Consider the following 20,719-nt stretch of genomic DNA (forward strand, 5'->3'; position numbering starts at 1 on the left):
GAATTTACCTTCCGGTGTTTGGATTATTTAAATTTGTTCAGTATCTGAATATTATTTATTTTTGTGTTTTGAATAAACATAACATCGGGGTAATGCAAGATATTATATCGGCTATAAAATTGGGGGATTTGAAGGCATTCAAGGAATTCTTTGATGATTGCTATATCATGTTATGTGTTTTTGCCGCTAAATACTTGAAAGATGACGAGCAATGTAAGGATGTTGCTCAGGAAGCTTTAGCCGATTATTGGGAAAGACGAGAACGTTTTGGCGATATTTATAAAGTGAAAGCGTATCTTTACACGATCACCCGCAACCGTTGTTTAAATATCTTGCGGCACGAGAAAGTAAACCAAGGGTATTTGGAGAAATACGGGCGGGAGTTGGAATCCGAGGGTGTTTTCGAGGATTGGGTTGTGGCGCAGGAAACTTATCTTTTAGTGTGGAAGGCTGTAAATGCGTTACCGCCGCAGATGCGGACTATCATTCGTTATTCTCTTGACGGATTGACAAATCCCCAGATTGCAAAAGAAATGGGGATTGGTGAAGGTTCCGTGAAATCTCTGAAACAAACTGCCTATCGTAAATTGAGAGAGCAATTGAAAGAACATTTTTATTTGTTGTTATTGTTTTGCTGATTTCAATCTTGGTAGAGTAGTGGTAAAGCCGCCTTGAAGCCGCAGTAAATCCGGAGTAATAATCTCCCTTGTTCGTTTATGGGATGTTTCCGCTTTTATGTTGCTATAATCTTTTTTGTAGCAACATAAGAGCGGGAACGGAGAGAGTACGGTAGGTGAGGTATTATTACGGTTACTCTTCTTCGGATTTACAGTGGAATTTGAGTGAAATAAGGGCGATTTCTTGGGGGGATGGGGTTAATTTCGTGGGTTGGGATTATTTTTTTGTAATTTTTTTCGGTTTTCGACTATTCCTATTTTGCACTTTGCGTGTTATAGTATAAAATAGCAATAGTAAATATTATGAGTTTGTCGAAAAAACATTTTAAGATAGCGGAAATTCTAGCAGCTATTTTCATGAATACTCACTCGGGGGAGGAGAGGGAAAAGTATGAGCTTTGGGAAAGAGAAAACGGTCGTTTGGCTAAGGAGATTTTCAACAGAGAGAATTATGACGAATTTGTGCGTGTCGCGGAGCGATTTGATTGTCAGGAGGGATGGCAGGTTTTCGAGGAGAATCGAAAAATAAAGGTGCTTTCGGGAGAGAAGCAAGGTGGTCGGGTAAATCGGTTCAAGTTCGTTTCCAGATACGCGGCGGTGGGGATAATACTAATCGCTTGCGGGTTATTCTTTTGGTTGAATCGTTCTCGGGAAGAAGAGCCGAAACAACCTGTTTTTGCTTACCAGATAGAAGCGGGGACTACCGGGGCACGTCTGATATTGGCTGACGGGAAAACGGTGGATATCGTGAAAGACCAAACATTCATGATGAAGGAAACGGATGGGACTCTGCTCGTGACGGATTCGATGGGAATAGATTATGTCGCGCATGATGTAAAGGATGAGGAGGAAATCCGAAACACGATAAGTACGTTGACGGGAATGGAGTACACGTTGACCTTGTCAGACGGCACGAAAGTCTATTTGAACGCGGAATCGAAATTATGTTTTCCCGTGTGTTTCAAAGGGGCGCAGAGAGTGGTGGAGTTGTCCGGTGAAGCTTATTTTGAAGTCGCCGAAGATGCCGCGCATCCGTTCGTGATAAAGACTCGCGATATTTCGGTCAAAGTATTGGGGACTTCTTTTAATCTGCGAGCTTATGAAGATGAAGAGGTGGTGACGACGACATTAACGGCGGGAAAAGTACAGGTCTTTGACGGTCGGCAATTCAAGGATATTGTTCCCGGGGAGCAAGTGGTTTACGAAAAGGCTGCAAGGACTATGGAGGTTAATAAAGTAGAAGTCTGGCGTTACATGGCTTGGCGAGAGGGGAAGTTCGTGTTCCGGAACGAGCGTTTGGAGGATGTGATGAAGTATTTGGCTCGTTGGTATAATGTGCGTTACGAATTTATGAATGAAGATGCGAAAAATATGCGGGTGGGAGCCAAGTTAAATAGGTACAATAACATGAATCCGATTATCGAGATGTTGAAGAAAAATCCGAGTATTTCTATATCCCGGAAGGATGGTGTGTTTTATATATCAAGCGAATAAGACAAAACATGCGTTTGTGCTGGTGACACAAACGCATGGACAACTAATAAATAGTAGTTCATTTATTAATCTTTCAAAATTATGAAGAAAAAACGAGATTCAGGGACCTTTTTTCGAGGAATCTGGCAAAAAATTTTACTAGTTATGACATTGAAAATGTGTTTGCTTATGCTTACTTGTTTTCAGGTGACAGCTGCGGTGCATTCCCAGAATAAGCTTTTGGATGTGCGTTTGGAAAATGCTTCTCTGGAACAAGTGATTTGGGAATTGGAAAAAAAGACCGATTTCACGTTTATGTATTGGACGACCGAGATCAAGGATGTTAAAGTGTCTTTGAACATGCAGCAAAAATCGATGAAGGAGATTTTGGATTATTGCTTGCGCAACACGAGGTTGAGGTATGAGATTAACGAGGAAACGGTTGTGATCTATCGTGTAAAGGATGACAAGCAGGAGAAAAAGAAGATTGTTGTTAATGGTGTCGTGAAGGATGAGGCCGGGGAACTTTTACCGGGGGTAACGATCGTGTTAAAGGGTACCTCTATCGGAGTTTCCACGGATGTGGATGGAAAATTCCGGTTGGAGTTACCTGAGCAAGAATCCATCGTTCTGGTGGCTTCTTTCGTGGGAATGCGGAATGTTGAAGTGAAGGTTACCCCGGGCAAAGAGGTGAGTATCGTGATGAAAGAGGAGGTGGAGTCGATAGACGAGGTCGTGGTGAACGGTTATTTCACGCAAAACCGTAACAGTTATACGGGAGCGGTGACGTCTGTAAAGGGTGAACAATTGTTGGAAATATCGAAGACGAATATGCTCAAGGCGTTGTCTTTTGTTGTTCCCGGTTTGCGTATCGTGGATGACAATGTCAACGGTTCGAATCCTAATAAGGTGCCGGAAATTATCCTCCGGGGTATGAATTCGCTTGATAGTGAAAAGATGGAACAAGGATTGAATCGTCCTTTGATTATCATGGATGGGGTGGAAATCAGCCTGCAGCAATTGTATGACTTGGATATGTTTGACATTGATCGAGTGGATGTTCTGAAAGATGCTTCCGCCACGGCAATGTATGGGGAAAAAGCTGCCAACGGTGTTATCGTGGTCATGAGAAAGAAGGTGACGGAAAGTAAATTGAGGGTACGTTATAATTTTGTGCCTAACATTGGATTTCCTGATGTTTCTTCTTTTAATCTTTGTTCGCCGTGGGAGAAATTGGAGTTGGAACGATTGTTTGGAAAATACGATAGTAACATAGGTGAATACGATGAACTTTATTACGAGAAATTGAAACGGGTGAATGCCGGTGTGAATACCGACTGGAAATCTATTCCGTTGCGCAATTCCTGGTCGCATAACCATTCTTTGAGCATCACCGGACGGGGAAGCGGCATGGACTACGGTATTTCCGCTCATTATTCGGATGATCGGGGTGTTATGAAAGGGGACTATCGCCGCAGTTTTGATTTGGGATTCTATTTCTCTTATTTTTGGAACAACAAACTGACGGTGAGTTTCCGTTCCGATTTCAATAAATTGAATTCCAAGGATTCGCCTTATGGTAGCTATAATTCGTGGGTGGAAATCAATCCTTATGATTCGCCTGTGGATGAAAACGGGGAATGGGTAAAAGTGTTGTCATACGACAAGATTAATCCGATTTACAATGCCACGTTGAGCAGTTTCAGTAAAGCGGAGAGCAAGCGTTTTTCCAATAACTTAAGTGTGAGATGGGATATCGTGAAAGGAGTATATTTTACCGCTAATGCCAATTATACTATGGGAGACGGTCAGACGGATGCTTTTGTTTCTCCGGAGGATTCTCGTTTCTTGATAGATGGCATTAAGGAAGATGAAAAAGGTTCTTATAACTTGAGCGGGGACAAGAATTATTCTTGGGCTTTTTCAGGTGTGTTAAATTACAATCTTGCTTTGGACGAGCATGGGACTATGTTGAGTTTTCATGGCGGATTGGACATATCGCAGGACAAAAGAAGTTCGTTTGCTTTTTCGGGGGTGGGATTTACGAAAGATCGTTTGAATAACTTGAACTTTGCGCAGCGTTATCCTGAAGAGGGGAATCCTACCGGGAGTGAATCCTATAGTGCAACGGTGGCTTATTTCGGTAATGTCAATTTTATATTGAAAGACCGTTATTTCGTGGATTTTTCGTATCGAACTTCTGGTAATGCCACGATTTCTAAAGACCGGCGTTGGGCGCCTTTTTGGTCAGTTGGTTTGGGGTGGAACCTGCATAACGAGAAATTCATTGCTGATTTGGCATGGGTACAGAGTTTCCGGATTCGGGGAAGTGCGGGATATGTGGGAAGCAACAATTTCGGGGGAGTTCTAGCACAAACTATATATAGTTATAGTGATAATGCGTATGACGACAATCTCGGGGCTTTGCCGTCGGCGATGGGAAATGACAAACTGAAATCGCAACGTACGTTGAAATTGGATGTCGGCATGGATGTCAACTTATTCAATGACCGTTTAGGAGTGAAGTTGGATTTCTATAAGGAGATTTCTAAGGATTTGTTGATGGATGTTTCGTTGCCGCCTTCCATAGGATATGACAAGGTTAAATACAACTTGGGCGAAAGTGCCAACTGGGGGTATGAACTTGCTATTGCTGGAACGGTTATTCGTACGCAGGATTGGAGCTGGACATTGAATTTCACGACGAGCCACACGGAGAACAAAATCAAAAAGATCAGTAATTCACTGAAAAATATAAATTCGGAAAATCGGGACGAAAACACCTCTTCACCGAGAATCCAGTTGGAGGAGGGGGAATCCTCCACCGCAATTTATGCCGTGCGTTCCGCCGGTATAGACCCGGCAACGGGAAAAGAGATTTTTATCAAAAAGGATGGTACTTACACTTTTATTTATGATCCGAAGGACAAGGTGGCGGTCGGGAACAAAATCCCTATTATGCAGGGGGGAATTTCGACCGGTGTCCGGTGGAAAAACCTCACGCTGTTTGCCGGCTTGACCTATACGTTCGGAGGAGATATCTATAATACCACGCGGGCAGGAAAAATTGAGAATATCACCATCGAAAACAACGTGGACCGTCGGGCGTTCACCGAACGTTGGAAGAGCGTGAACGATTACGTGATGTATCCGAATGTAAAAGAGCCGTCAACCGGTCACACGGAACGTTTCGTGGAGCGCAATAACGAATTGTATCTTTCCTCCATCAACATTTCTTATAATTTGGAAGGTGATTGGTTGAAAAAAATCGGATTGAGGCGGTTAGGGTTGGGGATCGGTTTCAGCGACATTGCCCGGTTGAGTACGGTGAAGTATGAACGGGGTACCGGTTATCCCTATATGAGAGGATACAATTTTACCATTAGTCCGACATTCTAAAAATTGACGATACGATGAAAAGATTAACGATATTATGGGTTTTCGTGGCTCTCTTGTGGGGAGGGTGCGATGATTTTCTGACTTCGCGAGATAATACGCAAGTGTTGGAAAAGACGTTGTTTGCAGACCGAGAAGGTGTGGAAGATGCGCTGTATGGGATATATAGCGGATTGGCAAAACCGGAATTATACGGTTTTTATGTGCCTTGCCGGATGGATTTGTTAGCACAGTTTTACAAACCTGGAAATACTGCGTTGTATGATGTGCTGCATTATGATTTTTTGAAACCGGCGGGAAGGGAGGTGTGCAATTCGATTTGGAAAACGATGTACCGTTCGATTAGCGACATCAATAGTTTTTTGGCGAATTTGGATGCTTACGAGGGAGAGAGCCTCATGTTCGGAGATCTTTACCGGGGAGAAGCGTTGGGATTGCGGGCTTACCTGCATTTTGATTTGCTCCGGATGTATGCTCCGGTAAAATTGGGAGAGCGGGGCATTCCTTATATTACCCGGTTTGGTTCTTCGGTGACCTCGTTCTCGACAGTAAAGGAGTGTTACAATTTGATCATCGACGATTTGTTGGAAGCTGAGAAACTGTTGCGGCAGGACGACACGCTCTTGATGTTGCCGCGGGTGCGTTCGCATGAGTTTGTGATCTGCCGAAATCGTGAGGTGCATTTTAATTGGTATGCCGTGCAGGCTACTCTGGCACGGGTTTATTACATGCGCGGGGAACCGGGTGATTTGGAAAAGGCGGGGGAATATGCTCGGGCGGTCATTGATTCCGAGAAGTTTCCTTTGATCAGTGATCCGAAAGATGCCCGTTTTGTCGTGGCGGGAGTGGTGGCTGAAACGGAAGCCGTTTGGGGGCTATCCAACAAGAATTTGTACGATCCGATGGCAGAGTGTTTTCTGACGACTTCCGATTACAGTGCGTATAAACCTTCCGATAGTGATATGAGTCTCTACGAATCTAAGGCGGGAAACGATTGGCGTAAGGAGTGGCTTATCGCACCTCCAGGTACCGGAGGTTCTACCCGATGGGTCAAAATAATCGATCCTGTGGAGGCGGGTATTTCTTCCTTGATGCCAGCGGGCGTGGAAGGGGTGAATCAGATCCGCGTGACGGAAATGTATTTGATAGCAGCGGAGGCGGCGTTGGAGAGTCACCCGGAAACAGCACGGAAATATTTGGAGGATTTAGTCTCTTCGCGCGGTTTGGAACGGTTTGAGGGTGAGGTGACGTTGGAGAACATTGATAAGGAGTGGCGGAGAGAGTTGGCACAGGAGGGGCAGGTGTGGTTCAGGATGAAACATCGTCACCCGGAAACCGTGGAAGCGGTGGATAGGAACGTCATCACCATGACCGAAGAGATGTGGCAATTGCTTATTCCGGACGATGAGTTTGAGTTTAGAGAAGATTTCACTATGTAAATAGAGCAGAATATGAAAGTAAATACGATATTGAATCGATTTTTGGGACTTTGTTGCTCCCTTTTGGCGGTTTTCGCTTTTGGGGGCTGCGAACGAGAATATTTGTGGTACGACGCCGAGGCAAAGGACGGGGTGTATTTTCTGGGAGGGAAAGATACTGTTTATGTGGTTACAAGGGCATCGGGAGGAGAAAAATGGATAGTGTACGGTGAGAGGGTGGATATCCTCGGATTTACCCGGGATGTCGACCGGCGTTTCAAGGTGGAGGTGGTCGATTCCTTGACCACGATACCTGCCGACTGTTTCTCTTTCAAGGACACGTGTAATATCACGGCTGGCGAAACTTTCGGTTTTTTGAATTTTTCTTATGCCTATTCCGAAACGGACACTTTTTCGCTTGGGTTGAGAATTGTGGAAAATGACAACTTCCGTCCCGTGATGGTTTCGCAGGAGTGTTTCCTTTTGCTTCCGAATAAACTGACAGAACCCGATTGGTGGTCTGCAAACAGTAATATGTTTGGGGCGCCGTGGACACCTCGCTTGCACGAGTTGTTTATGCGGTTCTATCATGCGGTGGAACAGAAAGAACCTTATGTGTGGACGTCGTATTTTGAACCGGAGTTGGGTAAGGATTGTGAAAAGGTTTGGTCTGGAACGCATTATTATGGGTGGTTTCGTAAGACATGGTATGAGCCTTATGGGACCTTGCTTCGGAAATATGTGGCCCGTCCTTTGTATGATTATTTGAAAGAGCATCCGGAAGACGGAGACTATACAAGCATGCCTGATCCTTATCTTTAATTAAATAAAACATAATATGAAAAAGATATATATACGATTGTTGTTGTGGTTGTTTGTAGTGTCTGCGGGAATGGTTTCCTGTATTCATGACGACACAACCGGATTTGTGAACGAAATCCCCGAGCTTTCGATTGTCAAAGTGAAGGGAGAGGGCGTCAACGAAGAGGGAAAGAAGGCGTACGCAGAATTTATGATGCCAGTGCATTTTGAAGCGGAGGTGAATCATTCCGAAAATGAGGTGGTGTATGAGTGGAAGGTGGGATACGTAAACGAATGGAAAGACGGAAAGCCGGTGATGGATTCGTTGTATTTGGTTTCGGAGAAACCGGTGTTGGAACATTCTTTTAATCGAGTAGGGGAGTTCTTGGTACGTTTGCGGGTGTCTGATGGGTTTAGTAGTGCTTTCTACTACATGATGGTGGAAATCAAGGCTGGAATGGAAAGGGGATTGCTGGTGTTAAGTTCTGATGATGCGGGGAAAGGTCGGTTGTCTTTCTGTTCTGTGCTGGAAGATGCGAATGAATTGTTGAAGGCAAAGAAAGAAGACTTTGACTGGGAGGTGTGGAGCAGAATAAATCCAGACTATGAGTTAGTGGATGCTTTGGACATGAGTTTAATGGATTTTGGGAAGTATAAAAACTCCGTGTTTGTGATTTCCAAGTTCAATCGGTGTGTGTATGAATTGGAGCCCAATACGCTACTCGTGTTGCGCAAGATAGATTTGACTCTTTTGGTGTCGGAATTGAATATACAACCGGTGGCATTGTCTCCGTGTAGAGATGAATTGGTGGTGCTGTCCGAGAATGGTATCGTGGTAGGATCTCAATTGACGTCGAACGGATTGATGAGCGATGCTTGGGGGGCAAAGATGAAAGGAACGAAGATGTATCAGGCGGTGATTTGGAATGACTATGATGAAGTGACGCAATCGATGCCTGTAGTAGCGGAAGATGAAAAATTGGTATGCTATACAAATCTTTTGGGAAAGGCATCACTTGACTCCGGCACTGATTTTGAAGGACGTCGGATTGTCAATTTTTTGATAGTGGGGAATACAAATTTGAAAAAGAGTTTGCTCGTGGTAAGCCAATCGAAAAATGACCCCGGGAAGGTGTGGGTAACGAATTATGTTTCGGGGATTGAGGCATTGTGGAATATGGAGGTAATTTTCGGGCATGAAAGTGGGGAAGAGAAATGGAGTGATAAGTCTTACGAACTTTCTGCTCCGTTGACTTTGACCGAGGAATCCGATATGTTGTATAACACGAAGTATAGTAATAGCATATTCTACAATAGCGGTAACTCCATATATCGTTGGAGGCATGGCTCCGATATTTCTGAGGTGGAGTTGGTTACCACCGTGCCCGGAGAAATCACCTGTATGGCGCAAAGTCCTGATGAAGAGTATTTGTACGTTGGAACTTACGACCCTGCGGCAACCGGATTGAAGGGAAGCGTTTATATTTATAAAACGGAAAACCTGCAATTGGTGAACAGTTTTGTCGGTGTGGCTGATAAACCGTTGAAATTATTTTATAAGGATACAAAATAAAAACAAATGACAAAGATTTATATGTTTTTCGTGCTTGTCCTCCTCGGTTTCTCCGGGGGACAAGCCATTGCCTCTACCTCGGGGTGCGTGGAGAAGAATGTGGCGGATACGCTGAAAGCCGGGATGGCGTCACCGGATTTTCGTTACCGGGATGTGAACGGTAAAATCGTGACATTAAAAAGTTTGAGGGGAAAATACGTGTATATTGATGTGTGGGCGATGTGGTGCGGACCTTGTTGTGCTGAGATTCCCCATTTGAAAGAATTGGAGCGGAAGATGCGTGGTAAAAAGATCGTTTTCGTGAGTATGTCAGTGGACGAGAGTCGGAAGGCATGGTTGAAATACGTGAAAGATAACAAGATGGGGGGCGTACAATTAAATGCAGAGGGGAAAGAGGAGTTTATGAAAGCCTATCACATAAATGGAATACCTCGTTTTATTTTGTTAGATAAGAAAGGGAAAATTGTGGATGCTGATATGACGCGTCCTTCTGATCCAGAAACGTTGAAACGATTATTAGAATTGAAAGGAATTTAAGGAGATGAGAAAAAGTATTGTTGTGTTGTTTTTGTTGATTGTTGGTAGTGTATTTGCCAGTAATCGTCGGTCAATGAAAGTGGATGGATGCGAATATGTTGTGTTGGCTAGTAGATCGGTAGAACAGGATAAAGCTTGGAATGGGGTTGTAGAGGCTTTACAGAGATTACACGGTGCGGAGGTGGTATATTACGCGGAGAAGCCTGCTGAGACATTGGAGGCATTGCGACGTATGCGCCCTCGTTATGTTGCGGTGGTAGAGAAACCGGAGCAGATTACCCGGGATTATATTATTGGGATGCATATTTTGTCGCGTAAAGTAACTTCTTCGATATATGCCGATTTCATGTGGGGAATTATCACGGGGCTTGATGCGGATATGGCGATGAAGATGGTGAATAATGCTAAAGAGCCACTCGAGATTCGCAACGGGTTGATATCACAGAATAGAGTGGAATTGACTGAGGCGGACTGGGAGCGGTTTGGGTATGTGAGTTGGGGAAAATCAGGGATGAAAATGGAACGAGGAGATACGTTGGCAATGGAATATTGGCCAGCCGTGAAACAGGTTGAAAAATTTAATGATCTTTATCGAAGAGTGAAGCCTGATTTCGTGTTGAGTGAGTCTTATGCTCCTAATTACCATTTGTCCATGCCTGATAACTTCAGCGTACACGAGAGAATTTATGCCCGGGATGGTATTTTTCATCACGTGATGCAGGAGGTTAAAATTGAAGATAATCAGATATCTCGTCAAGACACGTCGGATAACGAGATGAATTGGGCGGGTGAGCGGAAAGTATATATTGCCGCGGGATCTTACGGTTGTGATGTGGATAAGCCCGAAAAGAGTTGTGCGTTGGCATGGATGGGACGTCCGAATGTAACTTCAATGGTGGGATACCCGGTAAACCAAGTGATGTTGGGGCAAGCCGTGTGGGGTGGTTTGAAATTCTGGCATGTAACGCCCGGGCGTTACACGATGGCAGAGGCTTATTTTTTAGGACAGCAGCATATATTATATACGTTACAAAATTTTTCTCCGAGTTTGTTGGAAGCAAGTTTTGATTTCAATTGGGATGTTATGAATGATATATCCGGTATATATGAGCGGATGGCGAAGGTGATGGGTAAAGAAGCTGTTGGGGATATTCTTGGTTTTTGGCAGGAGCGGGATTTATTGGCTTATTTCGGGGATCCGAAATGGGATGTGCGATTCCGACCGGAGGAAGAAACTTATACCGTGAAGACGGTTCGTAAGGGTAAAAAGTATGTGATTACATTGAAAACGAAAGAAAATTTTTCTGTGGATCGATTGGATGGAATTTATATGAGAATGTTTGATAACCAAATACCGGGAGAGCCTGCCACGGTTGGTAAAATACCGTTTGCTGTTATTTTTCCGGAGCGTTTGAAAAATCCTCGTTTAGCACCCGAGCAGGATTGGCGAGTGGCATTGTCTGATGATATGTTGTTGGTGTATGATACTTGGTTCGAGCCGGGAAAGACGTATAAATTGGTCTTGTTGGTGGATTAAAAAAATTAATATTTTAGAGTTATTCGTGATGAGAAGGTTTATACTATTTATTGTTTTTTTTGCGGCTTGTATCGCAGTTCGGGGGCAGGGGGGGGTGAATTTTGAAACTCTTACTTTTGAGGAGGCTTTAACGAAAGCGAAAGCGGAGAATAAATTGCTTTTCGTGGATTGTTATACGACTTGGTGCGGACCTTGTAAGTTGATGTCTGAAAAGGTATTTCCTGATGCAAAAGTGGGCGAGTTTTTAAATCCGAGGTTTGTTGCCGTGAAGTTTGATATGGAAAAAGAAGAGGGGAAGAAATTCGGTCAAAAATATAATGTTGCGGCCTATCCCACGTTTTTCCTTATCTTGCCTGATGGTTCTATACAACATAAGATTTCTGGCGCATACGAGGCAGATGAATTTATCCGATTGGTAAAAGAAGGCATAGAGGGTACAGAATCATTAGGAAATTGGGAGGAGAAATTTCGTACCGGAGATCGAGATAAGGCATTTTTGTTTCAATATCTTCAGAAATTGAACAAGTTTAATGAATGGTCAAAAGCGGTGGTGGTGGTAGATGAGTTGTTGAAAGTGGCAAGTGATGAAGAAAAGGTATCCAAAGATTATTGGTTTATTTTTGGTAATTCGCAATTGAGTCCTTCCGATTCCAAAGCTTTTAAATTTTTAAGAGATAAACGAGAAAGATTTTACGTAGCGATTGGTCGTGAAGAGGTGGATAAACGATTGGGAGAAGATCTTTGTAATGAAATTTTGGCTATAATGGGAGGGGAGATGGTGAATGTCGGAAGTAAGCGTTTGAAGGCGATAGAGAAAGAGCTCAAAAAAATGAAATTGGTGAACGAGAAAAGTTTATTAGCTTCTTTGGAAATTGCTAAGGTGGTGGAGGGTGGTGATATTGACGAATTGTTGGATGTGTGTGAAAAAGAGATACCTATTTTACAAGGTGACTCTCAATTAGCACTTTGGGTGCTTTTTCGTTTAGCTGGTCCATTTTTGCAATATCAAGGTTGCCCTTTAGCTTCGGCTACTCCCGCTCAAAAGGCTCGGTGGGAGAAGATTATTCAATTGAAGAAAAATAATTAAAACGAGGAGGAGTGTTTAACACTCCTCCTCGTTTTAATTATTTAATATCTATCTGGATAATAGGTTGTTGTTGTACTGTGTCAAGAGGAATGGCTCTGTATTTGACACGGGCAAAATTGATCTTGTTTAAATCGATACTACGGATTGCACTGTCGTGCATCGTGCGGTAGTAGATTACCCGGTGTGTCATGTCGGTTGCCGAAGTCCATTGCGTTGCGCTAGGTATGTCGATGGGGTTTGTGTTCGGAGAATATTCAATCCCGATAGGAATGTCAAAATTATTTAGAATCTGGAAACATTGAAGAACGGTTTTTAAGCCTGACTCTTGTTGGGGTGCGGTGGCTTGGTAAAAAGCGGCACGCACGAAACGGGAGGGGGGAGTGATATCTCCCGGTATTCCTAAAAATCCGCTACCGTTGCCGAAGGAGGAAAGTTTTATATCGTTCAGTTGTTGTGGAGAAGCCATACCGGGGAAGAGATTGACGTAATTATTAAGATTGGTTATTTGCCATTCGAATCCCGGAGCGTTGGTTAGTACTCCTAATTTATTCTCGTAAAAGGTAGGTTTCTCGTTAATGATTTCGAGAACTACTTGGTGTCCGGAAGGATCGGCAAAACGCCAGTGTACGGTGGAGGCTTGCGGGACGATGCCAATAACATGTACTTTTTTAATGGCCTCTTTTACTTCGTCGATGTTTTTGCAACTGCCTAGTATCCAGGAAACGAGTTGTAGGTCGGAGATACTTGTCGCTTTTTGGTTCGGCTCGAACGCTTCGTATTTCCCGTAATGCGGGAAGTAGAATAACCCGGCAGAAAGCCCGGCTTCGTTAAGACCTTCTGCTACAAACTCTTTTTGTTCTACGGCTAGACCGACGTAGCCGTACCGGGCGGTGAATGGCATTCCGTCAATCCCGTCGGGCGTGTAAGATTGTTGTTTGAAGCCTCGCGGTACGATAACGTATTGGCTGTTGAGGTTGCTGCCGCCCCATTCGATGGTACGAGCCACGACACGGGAACCGTCTTTAGCGGTAAAAGATATTCCGGTGCAGGCTTTTAGGTATCGCGGTTGCAAGTTTATGGCGATAAAGAGTGCCAGTAAGATTTGTAGTTTATGTTTCATAATTGTAAATGATTTGTATTTTTTTATAATACGGGAAAAATGAATTTCTGTTTCAAACGGATGGATACTCAAAATTTATTCGCATATTTGCTACGCTCTGAGGTGAGTAAAGATGCAGTTATGAATAGGAATTACAGTATTATATTGGGTAACGGTACACGTCTTGATTTCAAGAACGTGTTCAATCAATATTTCAATACGTTAGTTCTTTTTGCTGATCGTTATTTGGGAGAGAGAGAAGAATGTGAGTCATTGGTGCAGGATACTTTTCTGGCTTTGTGGGAGAATAGACGGGAATTTCCGGATGAGGTTTCGGTGAAGGCTTATCTTTATACCACGGTGCGCAACAAGGCGTTGAATGTGTTGAAGCATCGTAAAGTGGAGCGGGAATACGTGAATGATATGCTACGGGAGGAGGACTCCGAACTTTATTACATGAAGTCGGTGATAGAGGAGGAAACCCGACGGTTGATATTCACGGCGATTGATTCTTTGCCCGAACACAGCAGGAAAGTATGTTTGTTGTATATGGAGGGAATGGATAATCAGGAGATTGCCGAGGAACTGAAGATCTCGTTGAACACGGTGAAATTTCATAAAAAGAATGCTTATAAATTGTTGCGTGAGAAATTAAGGGATAACTTCTACCTTCTGTTTTTTATTTAAGACGTTCCAAATTTTTTTCTCATTTTCACTACCCGTTTTTTCTTCTCGGTTGTTTTAGTAATGTAAATGCAATAAATATATGACAAAAAGATATATTCAGATAGCGGATTTAATCTACAAAGTAAAAATAGGGATTGCTACCGATGAGGAAAAACGGGAGTTGTTCGCTTGGGTGGATGAGTCTGATTTTAATCGTCAGCTATTTGACGAGTTGTCCGAGGGAAGTGCGTTGAGCAGGAGTTATGACGAGTATCGTGCGATTCACCGGGAAGAGGTGTGGCGTCGGCTGGAGCAACAAATTGCGCCCCGTCGCCGGAACTTGTCGTGGCGATGGATCGGTTACGCGGCTTCCGTGATTGTGCTGGTTGCGGCGGGATGGTTCGCCGTTATGATGACGGGACGGGTAGATGAGCAAAAGGAGGTGAAGAAGGTGGTGGCGATAGTACCGGGAGAGCGGAAAGCTATTTTGCATCTGGAGACGGGCAAACAAGTTGTCTTGGGAAAAAATAGCGGTGTGATTGTGAACGATAGCCTATCCGGGAAAATAGAGCAAATAGACAATACTTTGGTTTATCAAGCGGAAACCGATGTGCAGGCGGAAAGGTTGAATGTGCTGGAAGTCCCGAAAGGGGGAGAGTTTAACGTGACCTTGGCTGATGGAACGAGGGTGTGGCTGAATGCCGGGTCGAAGTTGACTTATCCGGTTGCTTTCGTGGGGAATGAACGGCAGGTAATACTTTGGGGTGAGGGGTATTTTGAAGTAAAAAAAGATGACACGAAACCCTTCCGTGTAGAAGTAAACGGGATGCAGGTAACGGTGTTGGGTACTTCCTTTAACTTGAAATCGTTCCCTTCCGACGAGCGGACGACCGCTACCTTGCTTAGTGGAAAGGTGGAGGTAAAAACACTATCGGAGAGCGTGATACTTGAACCGAACCAACAGGCGGATTTGATTGTCGGGGAGAATAAACTGGAAGTACGGGAAGTGGATGCCGAGGCGTATCGGGCATGGACGAAAGGACAGTTTGTCTTCCGTCGCGAGCGTTTGGAGTCTATTCTGGACGATGTCGCGCGGTGGTATAACGTGACTGTGTTCTACGAGCAGAGCCGGACGAAGGATATTTTGTTCTCCGGTACAATGGAAAGATATTCCGATATCGCGGAAACTTTGAGGATGTTGGAAAAAACAGGTAAAGTATCATTTACAGTGGATGAACAGAAAATTATTGTGAGAATTAGATAAAAAACAAAGACGTGCGCCAACACGTCCTTGCTTAAAGTTTCATGATTGTTTGCTTGCGCCAACAAGCTTGCAATCGGGTTTAACCTTAATAATTAGTACAAAACTATGAAAAAAAAGCGAGAATCGAGTTTTCTCGGCAGGAGAAAAATGCAAATTACTTTTTTGAAAATGAGAGTGACAGTGTTATTACTTTTGATGAGCGTTCTGCAAAGTATGGCAGGAGCGTATTCCCAGACAGCGAAATATGATATTTCCGTGACGGGGGGAAAGTTGGAGAGTGTATTCAAAATGATAGAACAGAAGGGGGAATTTACTTTTCTGTACTCTATCGAGGATGTGGATCATATTTCAGCTATTGATATTAACGTGAAGCAAGCAGATTTGAGAGAAGTGTTGGATATCTGTCTGGCTAAAACGAAATTGACTTACGAGATTAACGGACGTCTGATCGTGATTCGGGCGAAGGACGAGGAGCCGGAAGATAAAATGTTAGTCATTAAGGGTAGCGTGAAAGATAAAAACGGAGAGCCCTTACCCGGCGTGACAATTATCGAAAAGGGAACGAGTGTCGGGGTGGCTTCCAACGTGAAGGGAGAATTTACTTTCACGACGGTAAGAAGAGATAGCGTCACTCTTTTATTCTCGTTCGTGGGAATGAAAACGGAACAAGTGGTATGGCACGGGCAGAAAGAGTTGAACGTGGTGTTGGAAGAGGATGCCCGTGAAATGGACGAAGTCGTGGTAACTGGTTACCAAACTGTCAAGAAATCCAATATGGCAGGTTCCGTGAGTACGATTAGTGCGGACGAATTGGTATTGAACGGAACACAGTCATTGGAACAGGCATTACAGGGAAAGCTACCGGGATTGGTAATCACCAATCAAGACGGTTTGGTGGGAACCCGCCAGAAAGTGCGTGTTCGCGGTACTTCCACTTTATTGGGAAGTCAGGAACCGGTTTGGGTGGTTGACGGAATTATTCAACAAGACCCGCTTCCGTTCAAGACAGAGGAGTTTACTTTGTTCGGGAATAATCAGGATAATATTGATGTGATCCGTAATTTCGTGGGGAGTGCCATTGCTTGGTTGAACCCGTCCGATATTCAGGATATAACCGTGTTGAAAGATGCTTCGGCAACGGCTATTTATGGCGTGAAAGCGGCGAACGGGGTAATCGTGATTACCACGAAGAAAGGGCAGAAAGGACGATTGTCGCTCAGTTATAGCGGAAATTTTTCAGTCGGCTCCAAAGTAACCTATGATAAGATGAATCTGATGAATTCCAAGGAGCGTATGGACGTGTCGAAAGAAATTTTCGAAAGAGGTTTGGTGGGAAGTCAAGCATTGACACCCGTGGGATTCGAGGGGCTTATGCAGCTTTATTTGCAGGAGAAAATCACTTATGCCCAGTTTAACGAGGGGGTAAAAAAATTAGAGGTTACAAATACGGATTGGTTCGATCTTTTATTCGAGAACCCGTTTAGCCATAAGCATAACCTGAGTATTTCGGGGGGAAGTGAAAATACCTCGTATTACGCTTCTTTCGGTATCACGAAAAATAACGGAACCGCCAAGGGAAATGATTCCGAAAGTTATTCCGGAAACGTGAGTTTGAACACGATGTTGTGGGATAAACTTCAAATAAATGCCGGAATGGCGGGAAATGTTTCTAAAACAACCGGTTTCAATAAGGTGTCGCCTTACAATTACGCGTCGACCACGAGCCGGGTGATCGCGGCTTATGATGATGAGGGTGAATATTTTTACTACACGGCTCGTAACGGTGGCAAATATAATGTACTGAACGAGTTGGAAAATACCGGGAATGAAAACACGACAAATTCCATTAACGCGAATTTGCAAATGACGTTAGAAATCTTGAAAGGATTGAAGTTCGAGTCTACCTTCGGGTACAGTTATTCGTCTTCTTACGGGGAGGCGCACGCTACCGAATACTCGAATTATATCGCTAATATCCGTGGGTACGAGTTCGGCGAATACTTGTCTTCGGATCTGGGTTATAAGATGTCGAGTTTGCCTCATGGCGGTGAATTGTCTATTACAGAGAATAGAAAGTCAAACTACACGTGGAGGAATCAGTTTTCATACGTGAAGAATTTTGGTACTCATTTAATTACCGCTATGGCTGGTCAAGAGGTGACGAGCGCAAAATACGACGGTTTGTCGCAAACACTTTACGGCTATATACCGGGACGCGGTAAGATTGTGGTCAATCCTCCTCTGACGACACAGAATACTATGGGAGATTTACGGGAGAATACACTTTACAACCAAATATCCACGAAAATCTCGGATAGCAAAATAAACACGCTTTCTTTTTATAGCGCTTTCACGTACACGTATGATGAACGTTACGTGTTGAATGCCAGTATCCGTACGGATGCGTCCAATCGTTTCGGGCAGGATAAAAGTGCCCGTTATCAACCGGTATGGTCTGTTGGTTTGAGATGGAATATGGGACGCGAGCGTTTCCTAGAAGGACAGGATATACTCAACGAGTTCAGCATCCGTGCTTCTTATGGTTTCCAAGGAAACGTGAGTGAAGGTGCGGGACCGGATTTGATAGCTTATATCCCGGACGGTTCACAAGGAATCAGTGATGCGACGGGTGAATATTTGCTTAAAATCAAGAGTTTGCCGAACCCGAAATTGAAGTGGGAGAAGAATAAAACGACGGATTTAGGGGTGGATTTCGTGTTCTGGAAGAATAAGATTTCCGGTTCTTTCGAGTATTACTGGAAAAGAGGAGAAGATATTATCGTGATGAAGGAAGTTCCGTTGGAAAATGGAGTTGCTAACATGCCGATGAACGGGGGAACGATGAAAAATTCCGGTTGGGAAATTAGCTTGAGTTTCGCACCCGTGCGGACGAAGGATTTCGTGTGGTCAGTGAGTTTCAACACGTCGAAGAACTACAATAAGTTGACGAGCGAGTTGGCTTCAAACGAAAGTTGGCAGGTGGCAAAGTCCGGGACGTTGCATAAGAAAGGGTATCCGGTTTCCGGCTTTTGGGCTTTTGAATTTGCCGGACTTTCGGCGGAGAACGGGAATCCCAAATTTAACCTGAGTGGAATGGAAAACAATATTCTGGCAGAAACGGATGCGACGCAATACATGAAATATATGGGTAAACTGGATCCGGATTTAACGGCAGGATTATCGACCTCTTTCCGTTACAAAACGTTGACGTTGTCTGCATCGTTTAACGTACAGTTGGGAGGGAAGAAATTTTTAGCGCCGATGTTTGATTCGGATATGACCAACACGACGCCGAATGAATATAATAACCTGCCGAAAGACCTCGTGAAGAGGTGGAGAAAGCCGGGTGACGAGAAAAACACGAATATTCCTTCATTGCCGGAGTATAGAAGAGCCTCGATAGAATTACCTTCCGGTTCGGATTTACTTTATCGGATGTACAATTTCTCGGATATCCGGGTTGCCAAGGCTTCTTTCCTGAGATGTAATAATATTTCGCTGGATTACAATCTCCCCTCATCGCTGGTTTCGAAGTTTGCCCAGAATGTAGGTTTGTCTTTTTCCGTTTCCAATCCGTTCATTATTGTGAGCAAGGATTTCAAGGGAAAAGACCCGGAAGTAGCCACGGGTTCACAGCCTATAAGTCAGAACTATACGTTTAGTGTAAGAATGAGTTTTTAATAAATGAAAAGAGAGTATGAAGTATAAAATAATTATATGGGGTGTGCTACTCGTGTTTGGTTTAAGCGCTTGTAGCGATTTCTTGGAAGAAACAAGTCAGGACGAGGTTCGTCCGACAACGGTGGATGATTTGATCCAATTGATGGCAGGCGAGGTTTACCCGATGAATTCGTATGAATGTCCTTACTTGGAGTTATTGACGGATAACGCCAAATGCAACGGGCTACAGAATCAGGAGCAATACAGGAGTATGTTGGAAAACGGTCGTTTGATATTTTCATGGGATGAGAGAATGTATGAAGATCTGATCGGTCTGCAAGGGATGAACTCGTGGGCGAAATTCTACACGAGAATCATGGGTTGTAATACCGTGTTGGAATATCTGGAACGCGTAAAGGGAGAGCAGGCAACGAAAGAGAATGTGCGGGGACAGGCGTTGACGATGAGGGCATGGAGTTATTTCTTTCTGGTAAATCTTCATGGCTTGCCTTACACGGTGGGTGATCCTAGAGAAAATCCGGGAGTTCCCTTGAAGTTGAACATGGGAGTAGATGACAGTTATTTTACCCGTGCTTCCGTGTTCGATGTGTACGAACAGATTGAAAATGATTTGTTGACGGGAATTAAACTGATGGATGAGAACCGGCTGAACGTGACTTTATATAAGGCTTCCCCGTTAATGGCAAAAGCTCTTTTATCCCGCGTGTATTTGTACATGGGGAAATGGGATGAAGCGGCCGCATACGCGACGGAAGTTCTGAACGAGAAACCCGTGCTTACCGTTTTGGCGCAAGGGGCGGATTGGGATTATTATACTTTTACGCGATTGTACGACTTGGATGTTAGTACCGAGGTATTGTGGATTTACGAGAGTCGGGAAACTGTTAATGCTTTCTTCTCTTACGGTGGTTATGATCATCGTCCGGTTTTCAGTATGTCGGATGATTTGATTGATTCGTTTGAGGAGGATGATCTGAGGCTAATTTCCGGTCATGAAAGAGGAATGGATTTCACGACTTATCAGACTTACTATTGTTTCGGTTACAAGGGTACAGCTACGGGTAAGGGTTCGAAAGGGATCCGCACGGGTGAAGTGTATTTGAATCGGGCGGAAGCAAATATTCAGAAGTACATGGAAACGCGGGACAACAGTTACCGTACGGTAGCTTTAGCCGATTTGAATACTTTGCGAGCGAGTCGCTATAACATTTTGGAAGAGGTGTATGTCAATATTGAAGAGCGGGCGGATATAGATGTTTCAACACCGGAAAGTTTGTATAAATTTTATCAGGAAGAAAGACGTCGGGAGTTGGATTTCGAGGATCATCGCTGGTTCGATTTGCGCCGGATGGGAATGCCTCGTATCGAACATAAGTTCTTCGTCGATTCTGAAAATGATGCTCAGGTTTTCGTGCTGGAAGCTAATTCCCCGTGGTATGTATTACCTATACCGAAGGAGGCAAGCGACCGTAATCCTTATTTGCAACAAAATCCTCGTTAATTGTCGAAT

At 44.0% G+C, this 20,719-nt stretch carries 14 protein-coding genes; 13 read left to right on the forward strand and 1 reads right to left on the reverse strand.

The window, feature by feature from the left end:
- The first annotated feature begins 92 nt into the window (after positions 1 to 92).
- The 9 genes from ACK8P8_RS04530 to ACK8P8_RS04570 all read left to right on the forward strand — a co-directional run bounded on the left by ACK8P8_RS04530 (position 93) and on the right by ACK8P8_RS04570 (position 12,499).
- Positions 93 to 638 (forward strand): RNA polymerase sigma factor, encoded by a 546-nt coding sequence (locus tag ACK8P8_RS04530; RefSeq protein ID WP_369859296.1) that lies wholly within the window; start codon positions 93 to 95, stop codon positions 636 to 638.
- Between the two features lie 342 nt (positions 639 to 980).
- Positions 981 to 2,171 (forward strand): FecR family protein, encoded by a 1,191-nt coding sequence (locus ACK8P8_RS04535; protein WP_369859295.1) that lies wholly within the window; start codon positions 981 to 983, stop codon positions 2,169 to 2,171.
- Between the two features lie 144 nt (positions 2,172 to 2,315).
- A complete protein-coding gene (locus tag ACK8P8_RS04540; RefSeq protein ID WP_410025567.1) occupies positions 2,316 to 5,549 on the forward strand; it encodes a SusC/RagA family TonB-linked outer membrane protein in 3,234 nt (1,077 codons plus the stop codon).
- A gap of 14 nt (positions 5,550 to 5,563) precedes the next feature.
- The gene (locus tag ACK8P8_RS04545) at positions 5,564 to 6,985 is read left to right on the forward strand and encodes a RagB/SusD family nutrient uptake outer membrane protein (protein WP_186976702.1); all 1,422 of its coding nucleotides are present in this window, start codon (positions 5,564 to 5,566) and stop codon (positions 6,983 to 6,985) included.
- Between the two features lie 12 nt (positions 6,986 to 6,997).
- A complete protein-coding gene (locus tag ACK8P8_RS04550; protein ID WP_410025569.1) occupies positions 6,998 to 7,786 on the forward strand; it encodes a DUF4843 domain-containing protein in 789 nt (262 codons plus the stop codon).
- Positions 7,787 to 7,802: 16 nt separating this feature from the next.
- Positions 7,803 to 9,338, forward strand: a complete 1,536-nt coding sequence (locus tag ACK8P8_RS04555; RefSeq protein WP_410025570.1) for a PKD domain-containing protein — start codon at positions 7,803 to 7,805, stop codon at positions 9,336 to 9,338.
- Between the two features lie 6 nt (positions 9,339 to 9,344).
- The gene (locus ACK8P8_RS04560) at positions 9,345 to 9,875 is read left to right on the forward strand and encodes a TlpA family protein disulfide reductase (protein WP_369859292.1); all 531 of its coding nucleotides are present in this window, start codon (positions 9,345 to 9,347) and stop codon (positions 9,873 to 9,875) included.
- Positions 9,876 to 9,879: 4 nt separating this feature from the next.
- Complete coding sequence (locus tag ACK8P8_RS04565) at positions 9,880 to 11,412, forward strand: hypothetical protein (RefSeq protein WP_369859291.1); 1,533 nt, start codon at positions 9,880 to 9,882, stop codon at positions 11,410 to 11,412.
- A gap of 28 nt (positions 11,413 to 11,440) precedes the next feature.
- Positions 11,441 to 12,499 (forward strand): thioredoxin family protein, encoded by a 1,059-nt coding sequence (locus ACK8P8_RS04570; RefSeq protein WP_410025571.1) that lies wholly within the window; start codon positions 11,441 to 11,443, stop codon positions 12,497 to 12,499.
- A gap of 37 nt (positions 12,500 to 12,536) precedes the next feature.
- Here ACK8P8_RS04570 and ACK8P8_RS04575 read toward each other — a convergent pair whose 3' ends face one another.
- Positions 12,537 to 13,619 carry a linear amide C-N hydrolase gene (locus ACK8P8_RS04575; RefSeq protein ID WP_369859289.1) on the reverse strand — a complete coding sequence of 361 codons (1,083 nt, stop codon included), beginning with the start codon at positions 13,617 to 13,619 and terminating at the stop codon, positions 12,537 to 12,539.
- Between the two features lie 120 nt (positions 13,620 to 13,739).
- On the opposite strand from ACK8P8_RS04575, the gene ACK8P8_RS04580 reads away from it, so the two are divergent.
- From ACK8P8_RS04580 to ACK8P8_RS04595, 4 genes are all read left to right on the forward strand, one after another.
- On the forward strand, positions 13,740 to 14,285 hold the full coding sequence (locus ACK8P8_RS04580; protein ID WP_227216121.1) for an RNA polymerase sigma-70 factor: 546 nt from the start codon (positions 13,740 to 13,742) through the stop codon (positions 14,283 to 14,285).
- 79 nt (positions 14,286 to 14,364) lie between these two features.
- Positions 14,365 to 15,528: a FecR domain-containing protein gene (locus tag ACK8P8_RS04585; RefSeq protein WP_227216120.1), complete on the forward strand. Its 1,164-nt coding sequence runs from the start codon at positions 14,365 to 14,367 to the stop codon at positions 15,526 to 15,528.
- A gap of 105 nt (positions 15,529 to 15,633) precedes the next feature.
- Complete coding sequence (locus tag ACK8P8_RS04590) at positions 15,634 to 19,209, forward strand: SusC/RagA family TonB-linked outer membrane protein (RefSeq protein WP_369859288.1); 3,576 nt, start codon at positions 15,634 to 15,636, stop codon at positions 19,207 to 19,209.
- 16 nt (positions 19,210 to 19,225) lie between these two features.
- On the forward strand, positions 19,226 to 20,710 hold the full coding sequence (locus ACK8P8_RS04595) for a RagB/SusD family nutrient uptake outer membrane protein (RefSeq protein WP_227216116.1): 1,485 nt from the start codon (positions 19,226 to 19,228) through the stop codon (positions 20,708 to 20,710).
- Positions 20,711 to 20,719: the final 9 nt, after the last annotated feature.

Source organism: Butyricimonas muris (assembly GCF_046365375.1).
Classification (GTDB): Bacteria; Bacteroidota; Bacteroidia; order Bacteroidales; family Marinifilaceae; genus Butyricimonas; species Butyricimonas muris.